Origin of the sequence: Flavobacterium seoulense (genome assembly GCF_000695795.1) — a bacterium.
Taxonomy (GTDB): domain Bacteria; phylum Bacteroidota; class Bacteroidia; order Flavobacteriales; family Flavobacteriaceae; genus Flavobacterium; species Flavobacterium seoulense.
In genome coordinates this window covers 50,305-73,267 of record NZ_JNCA01000032.1, presented here as the reverse complement: position 1 = coordinate 73,267, position 22,963 = coordinate 50,305, and the positions used below count along the sequence as shown (strand labels likewise).

Genomic DNA, 22,963 nt, shown 5'->3' with positions numbered 1-22,963 from the left:
ACAAAATATACTTTGTAAGTTTTATCCTTTTCTATAATGATTATAAATAAAAAAAGCGGAGTAAATAATTACTCCGCTTTCTTAGCTTTATTAAAAATTCGTGATTAAACGATTTTTTTCATTGCAGTCATTGATTCTCTTAACCAAGCTCCTACTTCTTCAACCGGGTGGTTTCTGATAGCAGCGTTAACTTCGATTAATTCTTTGTTATCAACACCGTTATCACCGTTGTTAAATGGACGACCAATTAAGTTAGATGGTGCATTTTTAACGTACTCAGCGATTAATGGTTTACAAGCGTGATCAAATAAATAACATCCGTACTCAGCAGTATCAGAGATTACACGGTTCATTTCGAACAATTTCTTTCTTGCAATTGTGTTAGCAATAAGTGGCGTTTCGTGTAATGACTCGTAGTAAGCAGACTCTTCGATAATTCCAGAATCAGTCATAGCTTCGAATGCTAATTCAACACCAGCTTTTACCATAGCTACCATTAATACTCCGTTATCGTAGTACTCTTGCTCAGAAATTTCAACATTTCCAGCTGGAGTTTTTTCGAAATTAGTTTCTCCTGTAGCTTTTCTCCAAGTTAATAAGTTAACATCATCATTAGCCCAGTCTTCCATCATTGTTTTAGAGAAATGTCCAGAGATGATATCATCCATGTGCTTTTTGAATAATGGACGCATGATGTCTTTTAATTCTTCAGCAGCATTGAAAGCAGCAATTTTAGCTGGATTAGATAATCTATCCATCATGTTAGTGATACCACCATATTTCAATCCTTCAGTGATAGTTTCCCATCCGTATTGGATTAATTTAGAAGCATATCCAGCATCAACACCTTCAGCTACCATTTTGTCAAAACATAAGATAGATCCTGTTTGTAACAATCCGCAAAGGATAGTTTGCTCTCCCATTAAATCTGATTTTACTTCAGCTACGAAAGAAGAACGTAAAACTCCTGCTCTGTGTCCTCCTGTTGCTACAGCATAAGCTTTAGCCTGATCTAAACCTAAACCGTTTGGATCATTTTCTGGGTGAACAGCGATAAGTGTTGGTACACCAAATCCTCTTTTGTACTCTTCACGTACTTCAGATCCAGGACATTTAGGAGCACACATAATAACTGTTAAGTCTTTACGAATTTGCATTCCTTCTTCTACAATGTTAAAACCATGAGAATAAGATAAAGTAGCACCTTGTTTCATTAACGGCATAATTGCAGTAACTACAGCAGTATGTTGTTTATCTGGAGTAAGGTTACATACTAAATCAGCAGTTGGAATTAATTCTTCATAAGTTCCCACTTTGAAACCATTATCAACAGCATTGTTATAAGAAGCTCTTTTTTCAGCAATAGCTTCGGCACGTAATGCATAAGAAATATCTAAACCTGAATCTCTCATGTTCAAACCTTGGTTTAAACCTTGAGCACCACAACCTACGATAACTACTTTTTTACCTTTTAAAGCTTCGATTCCATTAGCAAATTCTGATTGCTCCATGAATTCGCAAACGCCTAATTGTTCTAATTGTAATCTAAGTGGTAATGAATTGAAATAATTTGCCATTTTCTAATATTTAATTTATGATTTTAATTCTTCTAATAATAAACTTGTTACTTCCATTTTTTCTTTGGAAACTGATATTCTTCCTGAACGTACAAACTGCATGATTCCGAAAGGTTTTAATTTTGCGTGTAATTCTTCGATGTCTGAACGTCTTCCTGATTTTGAGATTACAAAAAAGTCTCTGGATACGGTTACAATTTCTGAATTACTTTCTTTAATGATGTTTTGAATTTGTCTTTCGTCAAATAACAAACTGGAATTGATTTTAAATAAAGCACTTTCTAAGAAGATAGTTTCTTCATCAATATGATAAAAAGCTTTAATTACTTCAACTTGTTTTTCAATTTGACCAACAATATTTTGTACCCATTTTTCAGTAGTATCTACTACAATTACAAATCGAGAAACGTTTTCAATTTCTGATTCGGATACATTTAAACTCAATATATTAATATGGCGTTTTAAGAATATCCCGGATATTCTGTTCAATAAGCCAACGTTGTTTTCTGAATAAACAGAAATAGTGAATGTTTTAGTCTCTTCCATAATATTAACTTAATCGGATGTCAGAAACCGAAGCTCCTGTAGGAATCATTGGGAATACATTATTTTCTTTTTCAACCATAACTTCAAGGAAATAAGAATCTTTAGAAGCCAGCATTTCAGCAATTGCTTCATCTAATTCTTCTCTCTTAGTTACTTTGCGGGATTTGATATAATATCCTTCGGCAATAGCACAAAAATTAGGATTTGTCATTACTGTAGAAGCATATCTATAGTCGAAAAACAATTCCTGCCATTGACGTACCATTCCTAAGAACTCATTGTTTAATACCACAATTTTTACCGGAACTTTAGTTTGATGAATAGTTCCTAATTCCTGAATATTCATCTGGAAACCTCCGTCACCAATGATAGCCACTACTTCGCGATCCGGTCTTCCCATTTTAGCTCCAATAGCTGCCGGTAAAGCAAATCCCATTGTTCCTAAACCTCCGGAAGTTACATTACTTTTAGTTTGGTTGAATTTAGAATAACGGCAGGTAAACATTTGGTGTTGTCCTACATCTGAAACCATTATCGCATCACCTTTTGAGTGTTTGTTAATCATTTCGATAGTTTCTCCCATAGAAATTCCTTTTCCGTTTGTTGGAGCTAACTCTTCGTTGATAACCGCATCTAATTCAATTTCATATTTTTTCTTGAATTCATTATGCCAGTCATCATGTGATTTTTTATCAATTAATGGAATCAAAGCCGTTAATGCTTCTTTCACATCAGCTAAAACAGCTACATCTGTTTTTACGTTTTTATCAATCTCTGCTGAATCAATTTCGAAATGAATAACCTTAGCCTGCTTAGCATAAGTTGCTAAATTTCCTGTAACACGGTCATCAAAACGCATTCCAAGTGCGATTAAAACATCACATTCGTTAGTTAAAAGATTTGGTCCGTAATTACCGTGCATCCCTACCATTCCTACATTTAATTTATGATCTGTAGGTAAAGCCGAAAGTCCTAAAATAGTCCATGCTGCAGGAATTCCTGATTTATCAATGAATTTTTTTAATTGTTCTTCAGCCTGGCTTAATATAATTCCCTGACCAAAAACAATCATTGGTTTTTTGGCATTATTAATTATCTCAGCAGCTTCCTGAACCTTTTCTATTTTTAGAACTGGTTTTGGGTGATAACTTCTGATATCATTACATTTTTTATAACTAAAATCCAAAGTATCAAACTGAGCATTTTTAGTAATATCTACTAATACTGGTCCTGGACGTCCTGAACGGGCAATATAAAATGCTTTTGCCATAATTTCCGGAATCTCATCAGCTTCAGTAATTTGGTAATTCCATTTAGTTACCGGAGTAGAAATTCCGATAATATCTGTTTCCTGAAAAGCATCTGATCCTAATAAATGTTTCCCTACTTGTCCAGTAATACAAACCATTGGTGTAGAATCAATTTGAGCATCAGCAATACCTGTAACTAAATTTGTTGCTCCTGGTCCTGAAGTTGCAATAGCAACCCCTACTTTTCCTGTAGCTCTTGCAAACCCCTGTGCAGCGTGTGCAGCACCTTGCTCGTGACGCACCAAAACGTGGTGTAATTGATCCTGAAATTTATATAATTCGTCATAAACCGGCATGATGGCTCCACCTGGGTAACCATAAACCAAATCTACTCCTTCGGCTAATAAGCATCTGATAACTGCTTCTGCTCCTGATATTTTCATACTTTATTTTTTTTCAAAAAATCAATGGCAATTTCAAAAATCAATTTCAATATTAAACTGATTATTTATATTTTAATTGGTATTGCAATTGATATTGTTATTTATTATTTGTCAGTAACACATCCTTCTGATGCACTGGATACTGAACGCATATACTTAAGTAAAACTCCTTGTTTGATTGATGATTCTGGTTGTTTCCAATTAGCTTTACGTTTTGCAAATTCTTCATCAGAGATTTTCATATTGATGGTATTTTTTACTGCATCAATTGTAATAACATCTCCGTTTTCGATTAAAGCAATTCCTCCACCTTCGTAAGCTTCCGGAGTAACGTGTCCTACAACAAAACCGTGAGAACCTCCAGAGAAACGTCCGTCAGTGATTAAAGCTACACTGCTTCCTAAACCAGCTCCCATAATTGCAGAAGTTGGTTTTAGCATTTCAGACATTCCAGGACCACCTTTTGGGCCGCAATAGCGGATAATGACGACATTTCCTGGTTTTACTTCACCAGCCTGAATTCCTTTGATTACTTGTTTTTCTCCTTCAAAAACTACAGCTGTACCTTCAAAAAATTCACCTTCTTTTCCACTAATTTTTGCTACACAACCTTCTGAAGCAATATTTCCGTATAAAATTTGGATATTTCCTGTTGGTTTTAATGCTTTATGGATTTCGAAAATTACTTCCTGTCCATCATGTAAATCCGGAATTGAAGTTAAATTTTCAGCGATTGTTTTACCTGTAACTGTTAAACAATCTCCGTGTAAGAAACCTTCTTTTAGTAAATATTTCATTACTGCCGGAACACCACCTACATTGTGTAAATCTTCCATTAAGTATTTTCCACTTGGTTTCAAGTCGGCTAACAATGGAGTTTTATCACTGATATCCTGAAAATCTTTTAATGTTAATTCGATACCTACAGAATGCGCCATTGCAATTAAGTGCATTACTGCATTTGTAGAACCACCTAAAACAGCCACCATTGTAATAGCATTTTCGAATGCTTTACGGGTCATGATGTCTCTAGGTTTAATATCTTTTTCTAATAATATTTTGATTGCTTTTCCGGCATCAACACATTCTTGTTTTTTTTCCGGACTCAAAGCAGGATTAGAAGAACTGTATGGCAAACTCATTCCTAATGCTTCAATTGCTGATGACATAGTATTAGCTGTGTACATTCCGCCACAAGCACCTGCACCTGGACAAGCATTTTGAATTACACCTTTAAAATCTTCAGGAGTAATAGTATTACTGATTTTTTTCCCTAAAGCTTCAAAAGCAGAAACAATATTCAAATCCTGACCTTTCCATTTCCCTGGGTGAATAGATCCTCCATAAACCATAATAGACGGACGGTTTACTCTACCCATAGCCATTAAAGCTCCCGGCATATTTTTATCACAACCCGGAACAGCAATCATACCATCGTACCATTGTGCCCCCATAACTGTTTCGATAGAATCAGCAATTACATCACGGGAAACTAATGAAAAACGCATTCCGTCATTTCCATTTGACATACCATCACTAACACCAATAGTATTGAAAATCAATCCTACTAAATCTTCTTTCCATACTCCGGTCTTAATATCTTTAGCAAGATCATTTAAGTGCATATTACACGGATTTCCGTCGTAACCCATACTCACAATTCCTACCTGTGCTTTTTTAAGATCTTCTTCAGTTAATCCAAGTGCATACAGCATTGCCTGAGAAGCAGGTTGTGTTTCATCCTGAGTAATTGTTTTGCTATACTTATTTAATTCCATCTGTTTTTTTTATATTTTTTTGCCTGATATAATTCCAAAAAAAAACTCCCAATTTACGGGAGTTTATAATATTATTTTTCAATTATATTAATAGCTTCCGTTATGCACTTGTTGATACAACAATGACATTAATGACAGAAACTATTACAATTGAATTTTTCATTTTCTTTTTTTGATGCAACAAAAGTATAAAAACCTTTATATTTAAAAAAATAAAAAATAAAATTTTATGAATTTCTTATCATTAAACTTAATTATCTATCAAAACATTATATTATACTATTGTTGATTGACCTAAATGCACATTATCATTATTAAAATACATTAAGTCATCTTTGTTTAAAATAAAGTTGGAGACAAATTCCCCTACTTCATTGGTTCCAAATTTAGAATCTGGATTTAAATCTATTGTAACCACATTATATTCGATTGCTTTTTCTACTCCTGCTAATACTTTTCGAGCTTCTTTTTTTAAACCAAAATGATCTAACAACATCGCTACCGAAAGTATTGAAGCAAATGGATTAGCAATATTTCTTCCTTTTGCATGAGGATAAGAACCGTGAACCGGCTCAAACAATACTTTATTTTCACCTAATGAAACCGAAGGTAAAACGCCTATCGATCCTGTAATCACACTTGCTTCATCAGACAAAATATCTCCAAATAAATTCCCTGTTAACACTACATCAAATTGTTTTGGATTCCTTACAATCTGTTTTGCTGCATTATTAGCAAACAAAAAATCCAATTCAACATCAGAGTACTCAAGACTTATTTTTTTTACCACTTTTCGCCATAATCTGGAAGATTCAAGAACATTAGCCATATCAACTAATGTTACTTTTTTTCGTCTTCTTTGAGCTGACTGAAAAGCTAAATGAGTTATTCTCGAAATTTCTTCTTCTGTATATTCACATAAATCAGAAGCAACCGTTTCAGCTTCGTTTAGCTTTTTTTCTCCAAAATAAATCCCAGCTGTTAGCTCTCTGTAAATCACAAAATCTACTCCCTCTACAATTTCTCTTTTTAAAGGAGAAACATTTAGCAAGCCTTTAAAAGGCTTTAGAGGTCGAATATTTATAAAAAGACCTAACTCTTTTCTTAATTTCAATAATCCATCTTCCGGACGAACATTTGCAGCAGCATCAGTACCATATTTTGGATCACCAATAGCTCCTAACAAAACAGCGTCTGTATTCAGACACAAATTCAATGTTTGCTCTGGAAGTGCTGAACCTGTTTTATCTATTGCAATAGCTCCTATAAGCGCTTCTTCAAAAAGAAAATCATGTTCATAAACCACTCCTACAGCATACAAAGCTTTTTTGGCTTGTAAAATCACCTCAGGACCTATTCCGTCTCCAGGCAGTACAGCTATTTTTAAGTTCATCGCGGATTATTTTTTTAATTAAAATGCTGCAAATTTAATCATTTAAAAACGCTTAATCCTAAACTATCGTCTAATTAAATCACCTTCTATTTTTGAAGCTGCAATAATTAAATGAATATCGTCATCTAAAACTTCTTTTTTAAGATCGGCAAATTTTAAAAACTCAATATAAACAACATCTAACTGAGTTTTTGTCAATTCATAACCCACTTTTTTAGCTCGGTAAGCTAAAGCTGCTCTACCGCTTCTGGCAGTAAGAACAATTGAAGATTCATTGACGCCTACATCTAAAGGATCAATAATTTCATAAGTAGCTCTGTTTTTAATCACTCCATCCTGGTGAATTCCTGAACTGTGTGCAAAAGCATTTGCTCCCACAATAGCTTTATTTGGCTGAACCATCATACCCATACTATCTGAAACTAAACGACTCATTTCGTTTAATTCTTTTGTATTAATATCAGTATATAAATTCAAATCAGGGTGTTGTTTAAAAATCATCACCACTTCTTCTAATGCAGTATTTCCTGCTCTTTCACCAATACCATTAATAGTACATTCGATTTGTCTCGCACCATTAATAGCTCCCGAAATTGAATTAGCAGTTGCCATACCTAAATCGTTATGACAGTGACAAGAAATAGTAACATTTTCAATACCTTTTACATTTTCTTTAAGGTATTTAATTTTTTCACCATATTCAGAAGGCAAACAATAACCTGTAGTATCAGGAATATTAAGCACTGTAGCTCCTGATTTGATAACTTCCTCACAAACTTGTGCCAAGAAAGCATTGTCAGTTCTTCCTGCATCTTCTGCATAAAACTCTACGTCTTCTACATACGATTTTGCATGTGCTACAGCAGCTTTTGCTCTTGCTATAATATCTTCTCTGGTAGTATTTAACTTGTGTAATATATGAGAATCAGAAGTTCCAATACCAGTATGAATACGTGGTTTTTTTGCATGCTTTAAAGCTGCTGCTGCTACGTCAATGTCGTTTTTCACAGCTCTGGTAAGGCCACATACTGTTGCATTTTGAACTATTTTACTAATTTCAGTGACAGATAAAAAATCGCCAGGACTAGAAACAGGAAAACCAGCTTCAATGATATCAACTCCCATCTTGTCTAAGCGTTCTGCAATAACAAGTTTTTGATTGGTATCTAATTTACATCCTGGAACTTGCTCTCCGTCTCGCAAAGTGGTATCAAAAATTTGGACTTTCTCTCTATTCATTTTCATTTATTTAATGTAATTTCACATCTTGGTAACAAAAATATATTCTTTACTTTGAATAGAAAATTCATTTTATCTGAATATACTGTTTATAAGCCTATCAAAGACAATATAAATAATTCAAAATCAATTAGTTAAACCTATTTATTTTACAATGGCTAACCATCAAAAAGATTTTTTATTCGTTCTAATAAAGTCCTTATCTAAATCAGAAAAACGTCAGTTTAAGATTTTTGCAAGCCGATTAGAGACCAGTTCGAATACAAAATTCATTGAACTTTTTAATATTTTAGACAAATCTGAGAGTTATGATGAGAAACTTATTTTAAAAAGCGGTATCATCAAAAAAGTACAATTATCGAATTTAAAATCGTATCTGTACAAACAAATATTAGTTAGTATCCGATTAAACATTCCGAGTCAAAACATTCGTTATCAATTAAGAGAACAAATTGATTTTGCTACCATACTGTACAACAAAGGTTTATACAAACAAAGTTTAAAAATTCTCGATAAAACTAAAACTCAGGCCATAGAAAATGACGAAAAACTAATGGCTTATGAAATTGTAGAATTTGAAAAATTAATAGAATCACAATACATTACCCGAAGTATTCAGGGAAGAGCTGACGAATTAGTTATTCAGGCAAAAGAATTGAATTATCAAAATACGATTTCGAGCAAACTTTCTAACTTATCCTTGCAGTTATATGGCATTATGCTTAAAACTGGTTATGTAAAAAGTGATGAGGAATATACCTATATCGATGATTATTTCAACAAACATATCTCCAAATTAGACGAAAATAAATTTGGATTTCGTGAAAAATACTGGTTTTACAATGCCAGTCTTTGGCGTAGTTTTCTGGTTCAGGATTTTTTAGGCAGTTATAAATTTGCTTCCAAATGGGTTACGCTTTTTTATGACAATGAAAACATGATTTTTCTGAATCCGGTGTTTTTCTTAAAAGGAAACAACTATTTATTAGAGTCCTTATATATGTTAAAGTACCAGACAAAATTTAAAAAGTACCTGACATTATTAGAAGAAACAATCAAAGATCCTCGTTTTCCAAGTAACGACAATATAGCATCATTGTCGTTTTTATATGTTTACAACAACAAATTGAACCTTCACATTATGGAAGGAACTTTCGCGGAAAGTGAATATTTAATCCCTGAAATTTTAAGCAAATTAAAAACACACAACGAACATTTAGATGAACATCACGAAATGTTGTTTTTCTATAAAATTGCGAGTATTTATTTCGGAGTTGGAAAATACAACGAGTCTATCTTCTATCTGGAAAAAATAATCAACAATAAGAATTTGAGTATGCGGGAAGATTTAATGTGTTTTGCCCGAATTCTATGTCTGATTGCACATTATGAATTAGGAAAAGATTTTTATCTGGAAACCCAACTTAAAAACACGTATAAATTTTTAATTAAAATGAATGATTTGCATGAAGTACAAAAAGAAATCATTCGATTCCTAAAAAATCTGAATTCTATTTATCCAAGTGATATTAAAAAAGAGTTCATTAAAATGAAAGAACGATTTATTGAATTAGATCAAAACACATACGAAAAAAGAGCTTTCCTGTATCTTGATATTATTTCATGGCTGGAAAGTAAAATTGAAAATCGAAAAATAAGTGATATTATTAAAGAAAAAGCAAAATTGAGCAACAGATAAAAACAAAAAGAGAGAAGATTAACTTCTCTCTTTTTTTATTGGTCAAATTCTTTTCTACCTCTAATAATATCTTCAAAACTGCTGCATTTTACTATTTTCTCTTCTCCATCAATTAGCATTGGCAAATACACAAACTCAACCTCTGATAAATCTTCTTTGAGAAAATAAGCCATATCGTCCAATTTAAAAAACCATTCTTTATCAAATTGTACCTTATTAATAGTAGCGTCTTTTATTAATAATATTTCTTTCAATCGCTTCATAAATCAAAACTCTTTTTTTGTCAAAAATAAATCAGTAAAAACATAAAAACAAACAAAGAAACCGGCTCTGTAAATTATTATTTTGTTATTGTTTTAACTACAACTTAAAATCATTCGCACTTAACGATTAATATTAGTAATTATAACAAAAATTTAGCGAATAAAATTATTGCTATCTTATAAATTTAAATACTTTTGCACACTTAACTAATTTAACTAATTAATAATGAAAAAATTATTTTTATTACTTTCTGCTTCTGCTGTATTATTTTCTTGCAGTAAAGTTGGTAAAGACGAGTACATTATCACTGGTATCGCAAAAGGAATCGAAAACGGAAAAACTATCATCCTTCAAACACAGGATCCAAGCGGAATGGGAGGATTAATCAATATTGATACTGTAAAAGTTGAGAATGGAAAATTTGAAATTAAAGGTAAAGTTACTGAACCTTCTTTCCACGTTCTTCAAATAGACTCTGCTAATGATAAAATTCCTTTTATCTTAGAAGAAGGAGAAATCAATATCGAAGTTAACAAAGATAGTATTCAAAAATCTAAAATTTCAGGTACTTACAACAATGATGAGTATGTGAAATTTAATGATGAAATGAAAGTGGTTCAAAAGAAATTAATTGATTTCCAATCAGCTAATATGCTAAAAATGAATCAGGCGCAACAAACTAAAGATACTGCTACAATCAATAGTTTAATGCAACAATACCAAACAATTCAAGAAGAAGTAGGTGCTAAATCTAAAGCAAAATATTTGTCTTATGCAGAAACTCACCCAAAATCTTTCATTAGTGTTTTAATTATCCAAAGTATGTTACAAGATCCATCTGCAGATATCAAACAAGCAGAGAAAATCTACAACAGCTTTGAAGATCAATTGAAAAACACTAAGCCAGGTAAAGAAATTAAAGAAAGACTTGCTGCTGTTAATTCTTCAGTACCAGGTGCGGCTGCAGGTGCAGCACCAGCTCCTGGAGCAGCAAACTGAAGAGCCGATTTTTCAGCTCCTAATCCTGAAGGGAAAGTAATTTCGCTGAAGGAAAGTTTAGGAAAAGTGACTATAGTTGATTTTTGGGCTTCCTGGTGTGGACCTTGTAGAATTGAAAATCCTAATGTTGTAAAAATTTACAATGAATTTCATTCAAAAGGACTTAACATTATAGGAGTATCTTTAGATCAGGATGCAAATAAATGGAAAGAAGCCATTGCAAAAGATAAATTAACCTGGACTCAGGTTTCTAATTTAAAAGGATGGCAAGAACCAATTGCTTCCCAATACAAAGTAGAAGCTATTCCTGCTACTTTTATACTTGATGCTTCTGGAAAAGTAGTTGCAAAAGACTTAAAAGGTGCTGAACTTAGAGCAAAAATCATTGAACTTTTAGCTAAATAAAGCTAATTCATAGCATAAAAATAAAAAATCTCCCTAGTGGAGATTTTTTATTTTATTCAAGACCAACAGATTAAGAAATAACATGTAAAATAGTGCAAAATTAGTTCGGAATTTAGTTTACTAAAACAAAAAGTGTTCCTATATTTGCAACCGCTAACAACAACTGAATTGTTGTACTCAAAGGCTTCGGGGAGATACTCAAGCGGCCAACGAGGGCAGACTGTAAATCTGCTGTGAAAACTTCGCAGGTTCGAATCCTGCTCTCCCCACAAAAAACGCCTCAAGTAATTGAGGCGTTTTTTATGCTTAAATTTATTATTTAGATAGTTAAAAATATTTATTTAATTCTATTTCAACAGCTTAAAAAATAGTAGAAAAAATAGTCCAAAATTAGTTTGCAAAAACAAAAACTGTTCCTATATTTGCAACCGCTAACAACAAATTAATTGTTGTACTCAAAAGGCTTCGGGGAGATACTCAAGCGGCCAACGAGGGCAGACTGTAAATCTGCTGTGAAAACTTCGCAGGTTCGAATCCTGCTCTCCCCACCAAAAAACGCTTCAAGAAATTGAAGCGTTTTTTTTTATGTCTATTTTTTCTAACTATTCTAGCTTAATATCTTTGTTTTAAGATACTGTAGCCTTTCATTTTCTTAATTGGTAAGTAAGTAAACAAAACTGATAATAAGCCCGCCAGAAGCCCAACAAGGATTGCCATAGCATTGGCATCCAGTTTATAATATTTTGACCAAACAGACTCCGCAAATAACAAACATGATAATACTAACAACCCAGTAAGCAAACCATACAAAATACTCAGTTTTGTCATGAGTTTTTTTAAATTAAGTTGATTATCGACAATAAACTCAATAGCTTCCTGATTAGCAGCCTTATTTACTCTTTTAATAATATCAATCGTGAGAACAACTGGCAAGAAAATCGCCATCGGCAACGTTAATCGAGCCAGACATTGTGTTCCGGCAAAAAAATGTGTGTATCCCAATTCGTTAAAACTTGCATAAGCAATAATGAAATTAAAAAATACATTCGGAAGGATATAAATAATCATTCGCTTCCTTAGAAAGCGATTTAAAGTAGTTTTTTTGATAGTTTTTGCCTGTATCTTCTTTTCTCTAAATTTCATGAAATAAACAGCTCAATAGCCTTATTTTTAATTTTAATAGCCTCTTCTTTCGAAAGAAAATTTTCATTAGACATAAAAGTAAAATCCATTTGCTCATTATAAGTCGTGGTTACCAAAGTATTTGAATTCAACCAGGGAAAAGCAACAGTAGGACTAAAAATGGTTTCTAATGTAAAGTTTTTGTATCCTCCCCGAATATTGATTTTTCCCATATTCGAAAGCGTAACATCATGACTACCCCTACTCGATTTTAATACTGAAACCATCGAATTTACTACAGAATGCATATTTTCACCCATCCATAAAAGTTCTCTAACTTGCATTTTTTTTATTTTTTGGATAAGATCTTTTTTAATATGCTTAGCATTACTCAATAAATCATTATTGTCTTTGTCAAGTAGAAGTTCAACCGTAGGTGCAAAAGCAAAAATATAATCTTGTTTAATTTCCGGAATAAAATGACGAACATCAACCGGACTAATCACTTTTCCTTTGGCCTTTTTACCTTGAATTTCTTTAAAAGCCTGCATAAAAGCCGAACACAATAAAGCATGAACTGAAATTCCGTTAGCTTTACATTTTTCAACTATTTTCTTGGAAACAGTAACATCTAGTTTTCTATGAAGTGCGTAATTTTTACCTTGATTTGTATTGCTGTTTTTTGATTGCATTAAAAAGAATAATTTGGCTATCAATAAATAGAATCTGGCTTTTCGTTTCTTTTTCTTAAAATTAAAATCGGTAGGTAAAAAATCATTAACCGAATCGAAATCTTTATAAGGATTTAATTCTAAAGAAACATCATCTAATAAGGCTAATAGTTCACGCATCAAAGTAACTCCTGTTGTACCATCACAAATACAATGAGGCAATACCCATAGAATCTCTGAAATAGTTGCACCTTTTACCCAAACAATTTGAGCCATTGGTTTTTTATTATCTTCAAAAATCCTGTACCATTCTTTTTCCGATTCCAATAACCAATCTTCATCTGATGTTCTTTCGACAATTCGAATCGGAATTGATGCCATCTCTTTTTCTTCAACAAAAAAAGGATATTTTTTAGTTGTATCATCAATGGAAACCCTTAACAAAGGATGTTTTTGTTGAATTTTATCTAAGGCAATTTTGAAATCATCTTCAAAAATTTCTCCATTAATTCTAGCTGTAAATACTAAATTCAATGGTGTCTTAACATCAACATACATGATTCTTTCCACAATCGTTAAATTTCGCTTCATCATAATACTGCCAAAGATTCTATTTGTTGTTTTACCATTTTTATTAGTTCCTCACGAATTGCCAAAGCATCTGAATGTGCCAAATACCCTTCACTTCCCATGAAAGAAAAGTCCATTTCACCTCTGAAAGTGGAGGTAACCATCGTCGTCGTATTTCCCAAAGGACCTATCACAGACGGACTGAATATATTTTCTAATGAAAAATTTTGGTACTGATAAGGAATTTGAATGCGTCCCAAATTAGAAAACATACAATCATTAGAAGATTTACCATATTTTAAAAGATTTGTAAATTTGGTTATCACACCGTGAGCTGATTCCATAACCATCATTGTAATGTATGGGTTCAGCTTTGAGGTTTTCTTCTCTACAGCTTTTTGCATTAGTTTTAGATTTTCTTCAAAACCTATTTTTTTGTTTAAAGAAACCACAATCATCAACCCGAAAGCAAAAATATGATTGTCTTTTATTTGCGGAGCAAAACGCCTGATATCAACAGGACAGGAAACTTTATTGAATGCTTTTTCTTTTCTGACTTTCTCAAATGCTTTTAAAAGCGTCGCGCACAAAAAAGTATTTACCGTAATTTTATGCTCTTTACAATAAAAAATAAGTTCGCTAGTCGTTTCTTTATCTAATTTCCAATGAATCAGGTAATCTTTTTGACGATTTATTGTTTTTGTTTTAATTGGAATACATTGAACAACAGTTTTTGCGAATTGTCCAATAACTTTTGCTTTAAATTGTTGTTTTCTGCTAGTTAAAATTTCATTCGGAATAACATCCTGAATTCCTAAAATAGGATTCTCTAAACTAATTTTAGCTGATAAATTATCTAATAATTGTAAAAATTCATGTAACAAAGTCATCGCAGAACCTCCGTCACACAAGCAATGATGAAAAACAAAAAGAATATCTGAAACAAGTTCTCCTTTAATCCAAACTAATCGCATTAATGGCTGTTTTTGAGGATTAAACAAGGTATGCCACTCTTTTTTAGATTCCTCTTGCCAATCCTCCTCTCCTTCTCTGGAAACAATTCGTATTGGGATTATCAGTTTTTCTTTCGAAACTTCAAACCAGGGTGCCTTATTTTCATCATACTTAATCACAGCCTTTAACCACGGATGCTTTTCCTGAAGCTCATACAAAACTTTCAGAATATTCTCTTCCTGAAAAGAACCTCTCAATCTAAATGGAATTACTGTATTAAAAGGTTCTGTTTCGTCTCCAAGTAACATTCGTTCGCCAAATAACAATTTTCTTTTCATCGACTTATACAAGAGCTAAAGTGGATTGTTCAACAAAGTTTTCCAGTAATTCTACCGCGCGATCATTTCCTCCGGCATTAATTAAGCTCGATTGAACTTCTGTCGCTGCATTTCTGTACGTCGGATTTTCCAAGAGTTCGAAAACGGTCTGACGAAGCGCATCTACACGTAATCTTTTATATCGGATACTGATTCCGCAACCTGCTTTTTCAATCAGTTTTGCAATATGAAAATGGTCGTAAGCAATTGGTGTAATCAACATCGGTAATCCGTTGGTGAAAGTATCATTCACGGTATTGAAACCTCCATGACAAATCACAGCATCCATATGAGGCATCAAAGCCGATTGAGGCACAAAACTGCTTACAATGAAATTTGAAGGCCATTCCTCAAAAATTTCCGGTGGAGTAGCGGCAATTACCGTTACAGGTTGATCCGCAAATGCGGCAATTACTTTTTCGAAAAATGCTTTTCGAATATCTACTAAAAGAGTTCCTAATGAAACAAATATTTTTGGAGTTGTTGAAGCACTTAATTTATCCCAATCAAACGGTGCAGGATTTGGTCGACCTTTTACAGGACCAACAAATTTCATATGAGAAGGAACTTCTTCAAAATCAGCAAATTTTTGAGAGGTGAAAATTAAATTCAAATGATGAGAATGAATAAAAATTCCTTCATCTTCAATTCCTATTTCTTGTTGAAGCTGTTTGATTAAATTCTGCTGCCATTCAAAAATTTTCGGGGCACTGTTTTCGGTATTTCCCATAACATCGGGTGGAACAGGCGTTGTCGTCACACAAGGAATATTATTTTTATGGGCAAAAAGCGCTCCTCCAAAAGTAATACAATCGTTCACAATAACATCAGGTTGCCATTCTTTTGTCAATGTTTCTAAACCGGGCATCATGATTTTAGCGAAAGGAACATAGGTTTCTTCCAAAGCCAGTTTCATTACTTCAGGACCTGAACAGGCGGGGCCATCATCTTGTCTTTTTAAAATTTTAGCAATTTCATCCTGATACGGAATTAAATCTTGTTCAGGATAAAAATAACTTCCGCCTTCCGGAATATGTTTGTTGTCTAAAGGTGTAATTCCAAACCATTTTACTTCGTGACCACGGGCAATTAAACTCGCTCCAACACTCAAAGTCGGACTGATATGTCCAAAAAACGGAGGAACAACAAATAAAAATTTAGATTTGTTTTTTTCCATAGTTGAATTTGAAATGGCATTTTCCAGTAAATTGGCTGCTGTTGCGCTTCCTCCGGCTTCGATAAAAGATTCGCGAAGGACTTCTGCAGCTTTTTTATATTCAGGATTGGTTAAAATATTTTGTACGGCTTCGTTTAAATGATGTGCTTTAAATCGGTTGAAATTCAGACGTTCTCCTGCTCCGGTACGTACAACACGACCAGCAACATGCGATTGATCGTACGCAATCGGAATCACTACCAAAGGCAAACCATTCGACAACGTTTCAGAAACCGTATTATGACCGCCGTGAGAAACAACGCCGTCGAGATGAGGTAACAAATCCAACTGAGGAACTTGCTGATATACCATGAAATTCTCCGGCCATTCCTCAAAAAGCTGAGGATCTGAAACCATAACAACCGTTAAGTTTTCATCTTTAAAAGCATCAACAACCTTTTGGAAAAATGCTTTTTTATGTTCGTGATCGAAAGTCGTTCCAATGCTTACTAAAATCTTCTTTCTTGGATTGCTATTGAATTTTTCCCAATCAAAATCAGAAGAAACACGACGCTCCGTAAGAACGGGACCTGTAAATTGGAAATTGGAATTCAGATCCATTTCGCCAAAGAAATATTGTGAGGTTAAAACCAACGTCAATAAATCTGAACAATCCAAGGCGCGGTTTTCTTCAACCCCTAATTCCTGCTGTAAAGCGATGATTTGTTTTTCTTCCCACTCATGAACTTTTGGAAGTTCACTCATAATTTTAATCGCAGCCGGAGCGGTTACTGTCGTAGCATAAGGCAAACCTAATTTTTTCGCAGCAATGGAAGCCGCAAATAACTGATGATCGCCAATCACCAAATCGGGTTGATAGGCTTTTAACAAAGGAATAATCCCGTTGTAGCAATGTCTGTTTAAAGGAATCAGCACATCTTCGTAAAGAAATTTGATGCTGTCAATTCCATAAACCACTTTTTTAGAAATAATATCGAGATAGTTTTCGCTTTCTCTTTTTTCTTCGTCCGTTTGGTCGTACTGAATCAGTAATAATTCTCCGCCTTCCGGAAGTTTATGTTGTAATTGTTGGTCGAGACTTATCCATGCAACCTGATGTCCTATTTCCAAAAGAGTAGCACCGATGCTTAATGTGGGATTGACATGACCAGTTAAAGGTGGAACTATAAATACAAATTTAGCCATGGTTTTGTGATACGATTTTTAATGATTTTGATAAAAAATGAGCGATGGTTTCCGCAATCAAAACAGGTTCCTGAATCGGGATGTTGTGATCTCCCTGAATTAATTTTAATTCTGATCTTCCGATTTGATCATTCAGCCATTCTCCCGTTGGTCTGCAGTTGGAATCTTCACCGTACATCAGCATTGTTGAAAGTTTAAATTCCGAAAAATCAACTTCGCTCAGAAAATGCTTTTCCTTAATCATATCCGCTTTGATGCTGGTCTGATTAAACAAAAATTCATACATACGATGGTTTTTTTCCATCTGTCTTTTGCCCATCTGTACTTTAGTGGTGTCGGTAAAATTGGCTACATAATGTTCCAGAAACTCTTTGCTGTATTCATCAATAATATTTCTGGCTTTTTCGTCCTGAGGATCGGGAGCTTCGATAACAACCAGTTGCTCGATACGATGAGGTGCTTTTAAAGCAGTTTTTAAAGAAATCAATCCTCCAAAGCTGTAACCGACAAGATGTGCTTTTTCAATTTCTAAAACATCCATCAACGCCAAGACATCGGAAGACATATTTTCCAAATCGTAACCGTCTGTAAAACGTTCGCTCATGCCGTGACTTTTCAGATCGTACATCACGACATGGAATTTTTTTGCTAAAACCGGAGCGATATTAAAATAATAAATGGACAGGTTACTAAACATTCCGTGGATCAATACCACGGTTTGTTCAGCCCCTTTATTGAGTTCCTGAATATGAACTTTTTTATGATTGATTTCGATTATTGGCATTCGTAGATATAATTGATGATCATACGTAAATCAAGGTTGATCAGTTCATCAAGATCCATGGAAGACAACCATCCTGTAAAATCGATCTGGTCACCAAAATGCGCCTTTATTTTCTCTGAAAAAGACACGATTTCAATGCTGTCCATTTCCAGATCTTTTGTGAATGAACTTTCCGGGGTAATATCCATTTCTTCTGCGAATTCTTCACCGATAACTTCAGTGATAAATCCTTTTAAAAGGGTGAATAATTCTTCGTGATTTAATTTTTCTGTTGTATTTAAAGTGTCCATCCTATGATATAATTTTTATGTTTAATGGTTTTGATTTCTGTTTGATTGATCCATAAAGAATCTTCTGTTATCTTCTCTACTTCGAACTGTTTTGGGTTTCCTTTTAATCCGGTTCCCAAAAACTTTCCGTAGGCTTCTTTGGCTACCCAGAATTTAGTCGTCCATTCTGCCTGATCTTTTCCTTTTAATAAAGCTAATTCGTTATCAGTAAAGACCAAATCGTAGAATCCTGAGCTTCGTTCTTCCATGATTTCCATATCGATTCCGACGGGTTTTCCGCTTTTTGCAATTCCAACGGCATCTTTTCCTTTATGCGCTAGAGAAATGTGAATGTCTTTCGTAGCATCTCCAATTAAGAACGGTTTTCCAACCTCATCTTTTCCCACTTCAAAAGTAATTGGGAAGCAAGGGTGATTTTTTTCTTTTTTAAGAAGATTTCTCACAGCATCTTTCACCGCAACGCGGCTTACCATATAGCTTTTTCTCTTGTTTGGAAGTAAGGTTTGATGATGCTGTTTTTCAGTCTGATTGAAATATCTTTTCAGAATAAAATCCCAAGATGCCACTCTTGAATAGGCTTGATGGAAGAAAAATACTTCGGGAGCAATTTCCTCTGAAAGACGGTTGTGCAAAGGCGACATCGAAACGTTCCAAAGTGCTGCATCGATTTCCAGACGGCGGTTTTGCCATCCTGAAATTTTACACCAGACTTTTCCGTTTCTAGTTAAAAGAATATCTCCGATGGCAAATTCATCATTCATTTCGGTTAAGCTACAGGTACATTCGAAAATACCATCCTGATCGTTTAGATCTCCGAAAAATTCAATGTCTTTGATTTTTACAGGGAATGCAATTCTGTCTTTTGTTAAAGTTAATTGTAACCAAAGCCCGAATAATTGACCTGCATTATCCAACAACGAACCTTTTCCGCCATTTCCTTTTATTTTTCCGATAATTCCTTTCGTTCCGACCTTTGAAACTTCCGTAATTCCCTGATATTTTTCACCGTGAAACATGTGCATTTCATACACTTCTTCGGGAGTTCGTTCGATAGGTAATATTTCTCCGACGGAAAGATTGAAGGTAGGATTCGGTCTTGCTGTTGAGGTTAATAAAACTTCAGCGTTTGCAAAATTTTCAATATCCAAATACGCATGATTTGTCGATTTCCATTCTCCTTTTACGGTTTTTTCGAAAGGTTTTGCCACATTCATCCATTGAAAAACGCTTACATTTATGATTTTATGAACCTGACTTCCTTCAATTTCTGCTTGAGCAATTTCTGCTAATTGTTCGAAAATCATCGTCATCGGAATTACAGGTTCCATATCGGCAACTTCTGTCCAGCCTTTTGGCTGTCTCAATAAGCTGTGGTCGATGAGGTAAGGGTGGGTTTCCAACGTTACGTACAATGTCTTTTCAAAATTCTTGCTTATCGGAGCCTGAATTTTTTGTAAAACCACATTCGGAATTGAAACTTTCGGACGATCCTGAAATAAGGTTAAAACTTCTTCCTGCATTTTAATCATATCCGAAATATTATCCTGAAATGCCTGAACCAATGGATGTCCTGTTTTTGCAACGGTCGCAGTAGTTTTTTGCTTCGGAGTATCGATCGATTTGGCTAAATTTTTAATCGCTGCAAAATCACGGATGATTGGCGAACCTAATTCCAGTTTAATGCCTTTTCCGGATGATTTTTTGGTTTGATTTTGAATATCTAAAAAGTCCAGCGCAACTGTTTTTCCTTCCACGAATAACGCCGCAACGACTCTCTGAAATTGAGCCAATGCAGAACGCGTCGCAATACTGGAAGCAATGGTACTGAAAGCTTTTCCTTTTAACGTATCATCAATAAATCCAATTAAACCGCCCGTTCCGACCTGAATGAAAAACCTTGCGCCTTCTTCGTATAATTTGTCCGTTAGCTCACGGAAACGAACGGGTTCTACAAGATGTTCTGCACTCAGTTTTCTAATCGCGTCCTGATCAGCCGGATACGGTTCCAAAGTCGTTGCCGACCATAACGGAATTTTCGTCTGCTGAAACTGTGCTTTTTCCATTCCTGCCAAAATCACATCTAATTTATCCGCGATAAAAGGCGAATGAAACCCTGACTGGAACGGTAATATCTGATGAAAGATCTGTTTTGATTTTAAAACTGGAACCAATTCCTCCAAAGCCGAATTACTTCCGCAAAGAATCACCTGATTCGGGCAGTTGTCGTTGGAAATATAAACATTCTGAATTTCTTCAATAATAGGTTTAATGGTTTCAATTCCGGCTCCGATGGCGATGAATTTTGAATCTTTTAATTCAAAATTTTCGGGATTTAAAACATCAATTAAAGCCTTTACAGAATTCCCTTCTGCCAATTCAGAAGAGTAGCCTGCAAGCCATTCTCCCAAACTGTGACCTGCATTCATATCGGGAATAATTCCCAATTTTTTTAGTGAATTGTCGAGAATGCTGCAATTGTTGAAGATATTTAAAGCATCATTTAACAAACCTTCGCCTTCCGTTTCAATCGGTGCATTGATGTTGAAATAACGGCTTACACTTTCCACTTCACCTTTAGCCAATCCGTCTAATCCAGGGAAAACAAAAGCTACTTTTTCTCCGTTTTGTAAAAGGGGAGTGTTGGTGTACCAAATATCCTGTTTATTTCTCCACGGATTATTTTTAGCGACAATTTTAGTCGCCTTTTCAATTCTGGCAGGAGTCGGTTCGAAAATCGCCACACGGAAATTTCCTTCTCCAACCGATGTTTCATTATTTTGTAAAGCGGTTAATAATTCTTCAAGAGTGGGTCTTGCCAAGATTAAAACTTCATCTTTTTTAGGCATATCATAGCCTTCCAACACCACATGTGCATTGATTCCTCCAAATCCGAAAGCATTCACCGCCGCTAGTTTTGGTAAGCCTGTTTTCGTCCAGTTTTTTGCTTCCTGAACAGGTTCGAATCTTGTTTTCTGCATTTCCGAAGTCGGATTTTCGCAGTATAAGGTCGGTGGCAATGTATCGTGATGCAAAGCCAGACAAGTTTTAATTAAACCGGCAATTCCCGCAGCAGGCATTGCGTGACCGATATTCGATTTTACAGAACCAATTCCGGCAATTTTAGCACCTTCTTCTTTTCCGAAAAACTGTGCTAAGGTTTGTAATTCTGTCTTGTCACCAAGTGGCGTTCCCGTTCCGTGAGCTTCCAAATAACCGATTTGGTTTTCATCTAAATCTGCATTTGCCCAAGCTTGTTGCAAAGCCTTCAATTGTCCTTTTACAGAAGGGCTCATCACACTTGTTCCGTTTCCGTCACTGCTGATTCCGACACCTTTGATAACGGCATAAATTTTATCCTGATCACGAACGGCATCTTCCAATCTTTTTAAGACTACAAAACCGCAACCTTCACCAATCAATAACCCATCAGCATCACTGCTGAAAGGTTTGATTTGCTGTTGGCGGGACATGGCGCCCAACTGAGCAAAAATACTCCAGAACGCAGCGTTTTGTCCGGTGTGAACGCCACCTGCAATCATAATATCAGAACGACCTCTTTGTAGTTCCTGAACAGCATGATCAACGGCTAACAAAGCACTTGCACAAGCAGCATCAACGGTAAAAGCAGCGCCTCCCAAATTGAATCGGTTCGCTACTAATGAAGCCACTAAATTCGGAATTAATCCCATCGCAGTATCAGCTGCAAAACGGCCTTTCTTTTCCTGAAAAGCGTGTTTTACTTTTTCAATATCAGCGGAAGAAGCTTCAGGTAACAATTCTTTTAATAAAGAAGAAATTTGTTCGCCAGTTCTTACAATTTCGATGGCACGTGTTGCACCTGGTCCTGTGTAGTTTCCTTTCCCAATGATGATTCCTGTTTTTTCGAGCGAAATATTTTTCTGGAAAATTCCGGCATCGTCTAAGGCTTTTTGAACCAAATCCAAGGTTAATAAATGATCGGGTTCAGTTCCTTCAACCGCCAATGGTAAAATTCCGAAAGCTGTTGGATCGAATTCATAATCAGGGATAAATCCACCACGCTGACAATAAAAACGGTCAACCGGATTCGTGCTATCACTGAAATGAACAGGATCGATTCGGTCGGCTGGAGCCAGCTGGGTAGAATCTACTTTATTGACAATATTCTGCCAAAAAGTTTCGGCGTCCTGCGCTCCCGGAAAGACACAAGACAAACCAATTACTGCAACATCTGTTTTTTTCATATATTCAATTTTAAACA

Annotated in this window: 16 protein-coding genes, 2 tRNA genes and 1 pseudogene; 5 read left to right on the top strand and 14 right to left on the bottom strand. The window is 34.7% G+C overall.

Annotation, left to right across the window (positions count from 1 at the left end; genetic code table 11):
* Positions 1-104 precede the first annotated feature (104 nt).
* The 6 genes from ilvC to FEM21_RS14940 all read right to left on the bottom strand — a co-directional run bounded on the left by ilvC (position 105) and on the right by FEM21_RS14940 (position 8,226).
* A complete protein-coding gene (ilvC, locus tag FEM21_RS14965; RefSeq protein WP_035662107.1) occupies positions 105-1,577 on the bottom strand; it encodes a ketol-acid reductoisomerase in 1,473 nt (490 codons plus the stop codon).
* A 15-nt stretch (positions 1,578-1,592) separates the two neighbouring features.
* Complete coding sequence (gene ilvN / locus FEM21_RS14960) at positions 1,593-2,123, bottom strand: acetolactate synthase small subunit (RefSeq protein WP_035662104.1); 531 nt, start codon at positions 2,121-2,123, stop codon at positions 1,593-1,595.
* 4 nt (positions 2,124-2,127) lie between these two features.
* Positions 2,128-3,816, bottom strand: coding sequence for a biosynthetic-type acetolactate synthase large subunit (gene ilvB, locus FEM21_RS14955; RefSeq protein WP_035662102.1), 1,689 nt, complete (start codon positions 3,814-3,816; stop codon positions 2,128-2,130).
* Positions 3,817-3,920: 104 nt separating this feature from the next.
* Entirely contained in the window at positions 3,921-5,594 is a 1,674-nt protein-coding gene (gene ilvD, locus FEM21_RS14950) for a dihydroxy-acid dehydratase (RefSeq protein WP_035662100.1), read from the bottom strand.
* Positions 5,595-5,868: 274 nt separating this feature from the next.
* Positions 5,869-6,987, bottom strand: coding sequence for a 3-isopropylmalate dehydrogenase (leuB, locus tag FEM21_RS14945; RefSeq protein WP_035662097.1), 1,119 nt, complete (start codon positions 6,985-6,987; stop codon positions 5,869-5,871).
* Between the two features lie 63 nt (positions 6,988-7,050).
* On the bottom strand, positions 7,051-8,226 hold the full coding sequence (locus FEM21_RS14940) for a 2-isopropylmalate synthase (protein ID WP_081824717.1): 1,176 nt from the start codon (positions 8,224-8,226) through the stop codon (positions 7,051-7,053).
* 154 nt (positions 8,227-8,380) lie between these two features.
* On the opposite strand from FEM21_RS14940, the gene FEM21_RS14935 reads away from it, so the two are divergent.
* Positions 8,381-9,925 (top strand): hypothetical protein, encoded by a 1,545-nt coding sequence (locus FEM21_RS14935; protein WP_035662095.1) that lies wholly within the window; start codon positions 8,381-8,383, stop codon positions 9,923-9,925.
* A gap of 35 nt (positions 9,926-9,960) precedes the next feature.
* On the opposite strand, the gene FEM21_RS14930 is transcribed toward FEM21_RS14935, so the two are convergent.
* On the bottom strand, positions 9,961-10,188 hold the full coding sequence (locus FEM21_RS14930; protein ID WP_035662093.1) for a hypothetical protein: 228 nt from the start codon (positions 10,186-10,188) through the stop codon (positions 9,961-9,963).
* Between the two features lie 226 nt (positions 10,189-10,414).
* On the opposite strand from FEM21_RS14930, the gene FEM21_RS14925 reads away from it, so the two are divergent.
* From FEM21_RS14925 to FEM21_RS14910, 4 genes and pseudogenes are all read left to right on the top strand, one after another.
* Positions 10,415-11,188, top strand: coding sequence for a DUF4369 domain-containing protein (locus tag FEM21_RS14925; protein WP_035662090.1), 774 nt, complete (start codon positions 10,415-10,417; stop codon positions 11,186-11,188).
* Between the two features lie 18 nt (positions 11,189-11,206).
* A pseudogene (locus FEM21_RS14920) lies at positions 11,207-11,593 on the top strand (peroxiredoxin family protein); the annotation flags it as partial.
* A 188-nt stretch (positions 11,594-11,781) separates the two neighbouring features.
* Positions 11,782-11,862, top strand: a tRNA-Tyr gene (locus FEM21_RS14915).
* A gap of 198 nt (positions 11,863-12,060) precedes the next feature.
* Positions 12,061-12,144: transfer RNA gene (locus tag FEM21_RS14910), tRNA-Tyr, on the top strand.
* A gap of 61 nt (positions 12,145-12,205) precedes the next feature.
* Here the strand turns inward: FEM21_RS14910 and FEM21_RS14905 are convergent.
* The 7 genes from FEM21_RS14905 to FEM21_RS14875 all read right to left on the bottom strand — a co-directional run bounded on the left by FEM21_RS14905 (position 12,206) and on the right by FEM21_RS14875 (position 22,946).
* Positions 12,206-12,661 (bottom strand): TLP20 family protein, encoded by a 456-nt coding sequence (locus FEM21_RS14905; RefSeq protein ID WP_236353677.1) that lies wholly within the window; start codon positions 12,659-12,661, stop codon positions 12,206-12,208.
* Between the two features lie 71 nt (positions 12,662-12,732).
* Positions 12,733-13,980, bottom strand: coding sequence for a condensation domain-containing protein (locus FEM21_RS14900; RefSeq protein WP_152547423.1), 1,248 nt, complete (start codon positions 13,978-13,980; stop codon positions 12,733-12,735).
* Positions 13,977-15,248: a condensation domain-containing protein gene (locus FEM21_RS14895; protein WP_035662083.1), complete on the bottom strand. Its 1,272-nt coding sequence runs from the start codon at positions 15,246-15,248 to the stop codon at positions 13,977-13,979. Before FEM21_RS14895 ends, FEM21_RS14900 begins: the two co-directional genes overlap by 4 nt.
* A gap of 4 nt (positions 15,249-15,252) precedes the next feature.
* Positions 15,253-17,649 carry a glycosyltransferase gene (locus FEM21_RS14890; RefSeq protein ID WP_035662080.1) on the bottom strand — a complete coding sequence of 799 codons (2,397 nt, stop codon included), beginning with the start codon at positions 17,647-17,649 and terminating at the stop codon, positions 15,253-15,255.
* Complete coding sequence (locus FEM21_RS14885; RefSeq protein ID WP_035662078.1) at positions 17,642-18,433, bottom strand: alpha/beta fold hydrolase; 792 nt, start codon at positions 18,431-18,433, stop codon at positions 17,642-17,644. Before FEM21_RS14885 ends, FEM21_RS14890 begins: the two co-directional genes overlap by 8 nt.
* Entirely contained in the window at positions 18,424-18,723 is a 300-nt protein-coding gene (locus FEM21_RS14880) for an acyl carrier protein (RefSeq protein ID WP_035662076.1), read from the bottom strand. The genes FEM21_RS14885 and FEM21_RS14880 overlap by 10 nt, the downstream gene beginning before the upstream one ends.
* The gene (locus FEM21_RS14875; RefSeq protein WP_035662074.1) at positions 18,711-22,946 is read right to left on the bottom strand and encodes a type I polyketide synthase; all 4,236 of its coding nucleotides are present in this window, start codon (positions 22,944-22,946) and stop codon (positions 18,711-18,713) included. Before FEM21_RS14875 ends, FEM21_RS14880 begins: the two co-directional genes overlap by 13 nt.
* Between the last annotated feature and the right edge of the window lie 17 nt (positions 22,947-22,963).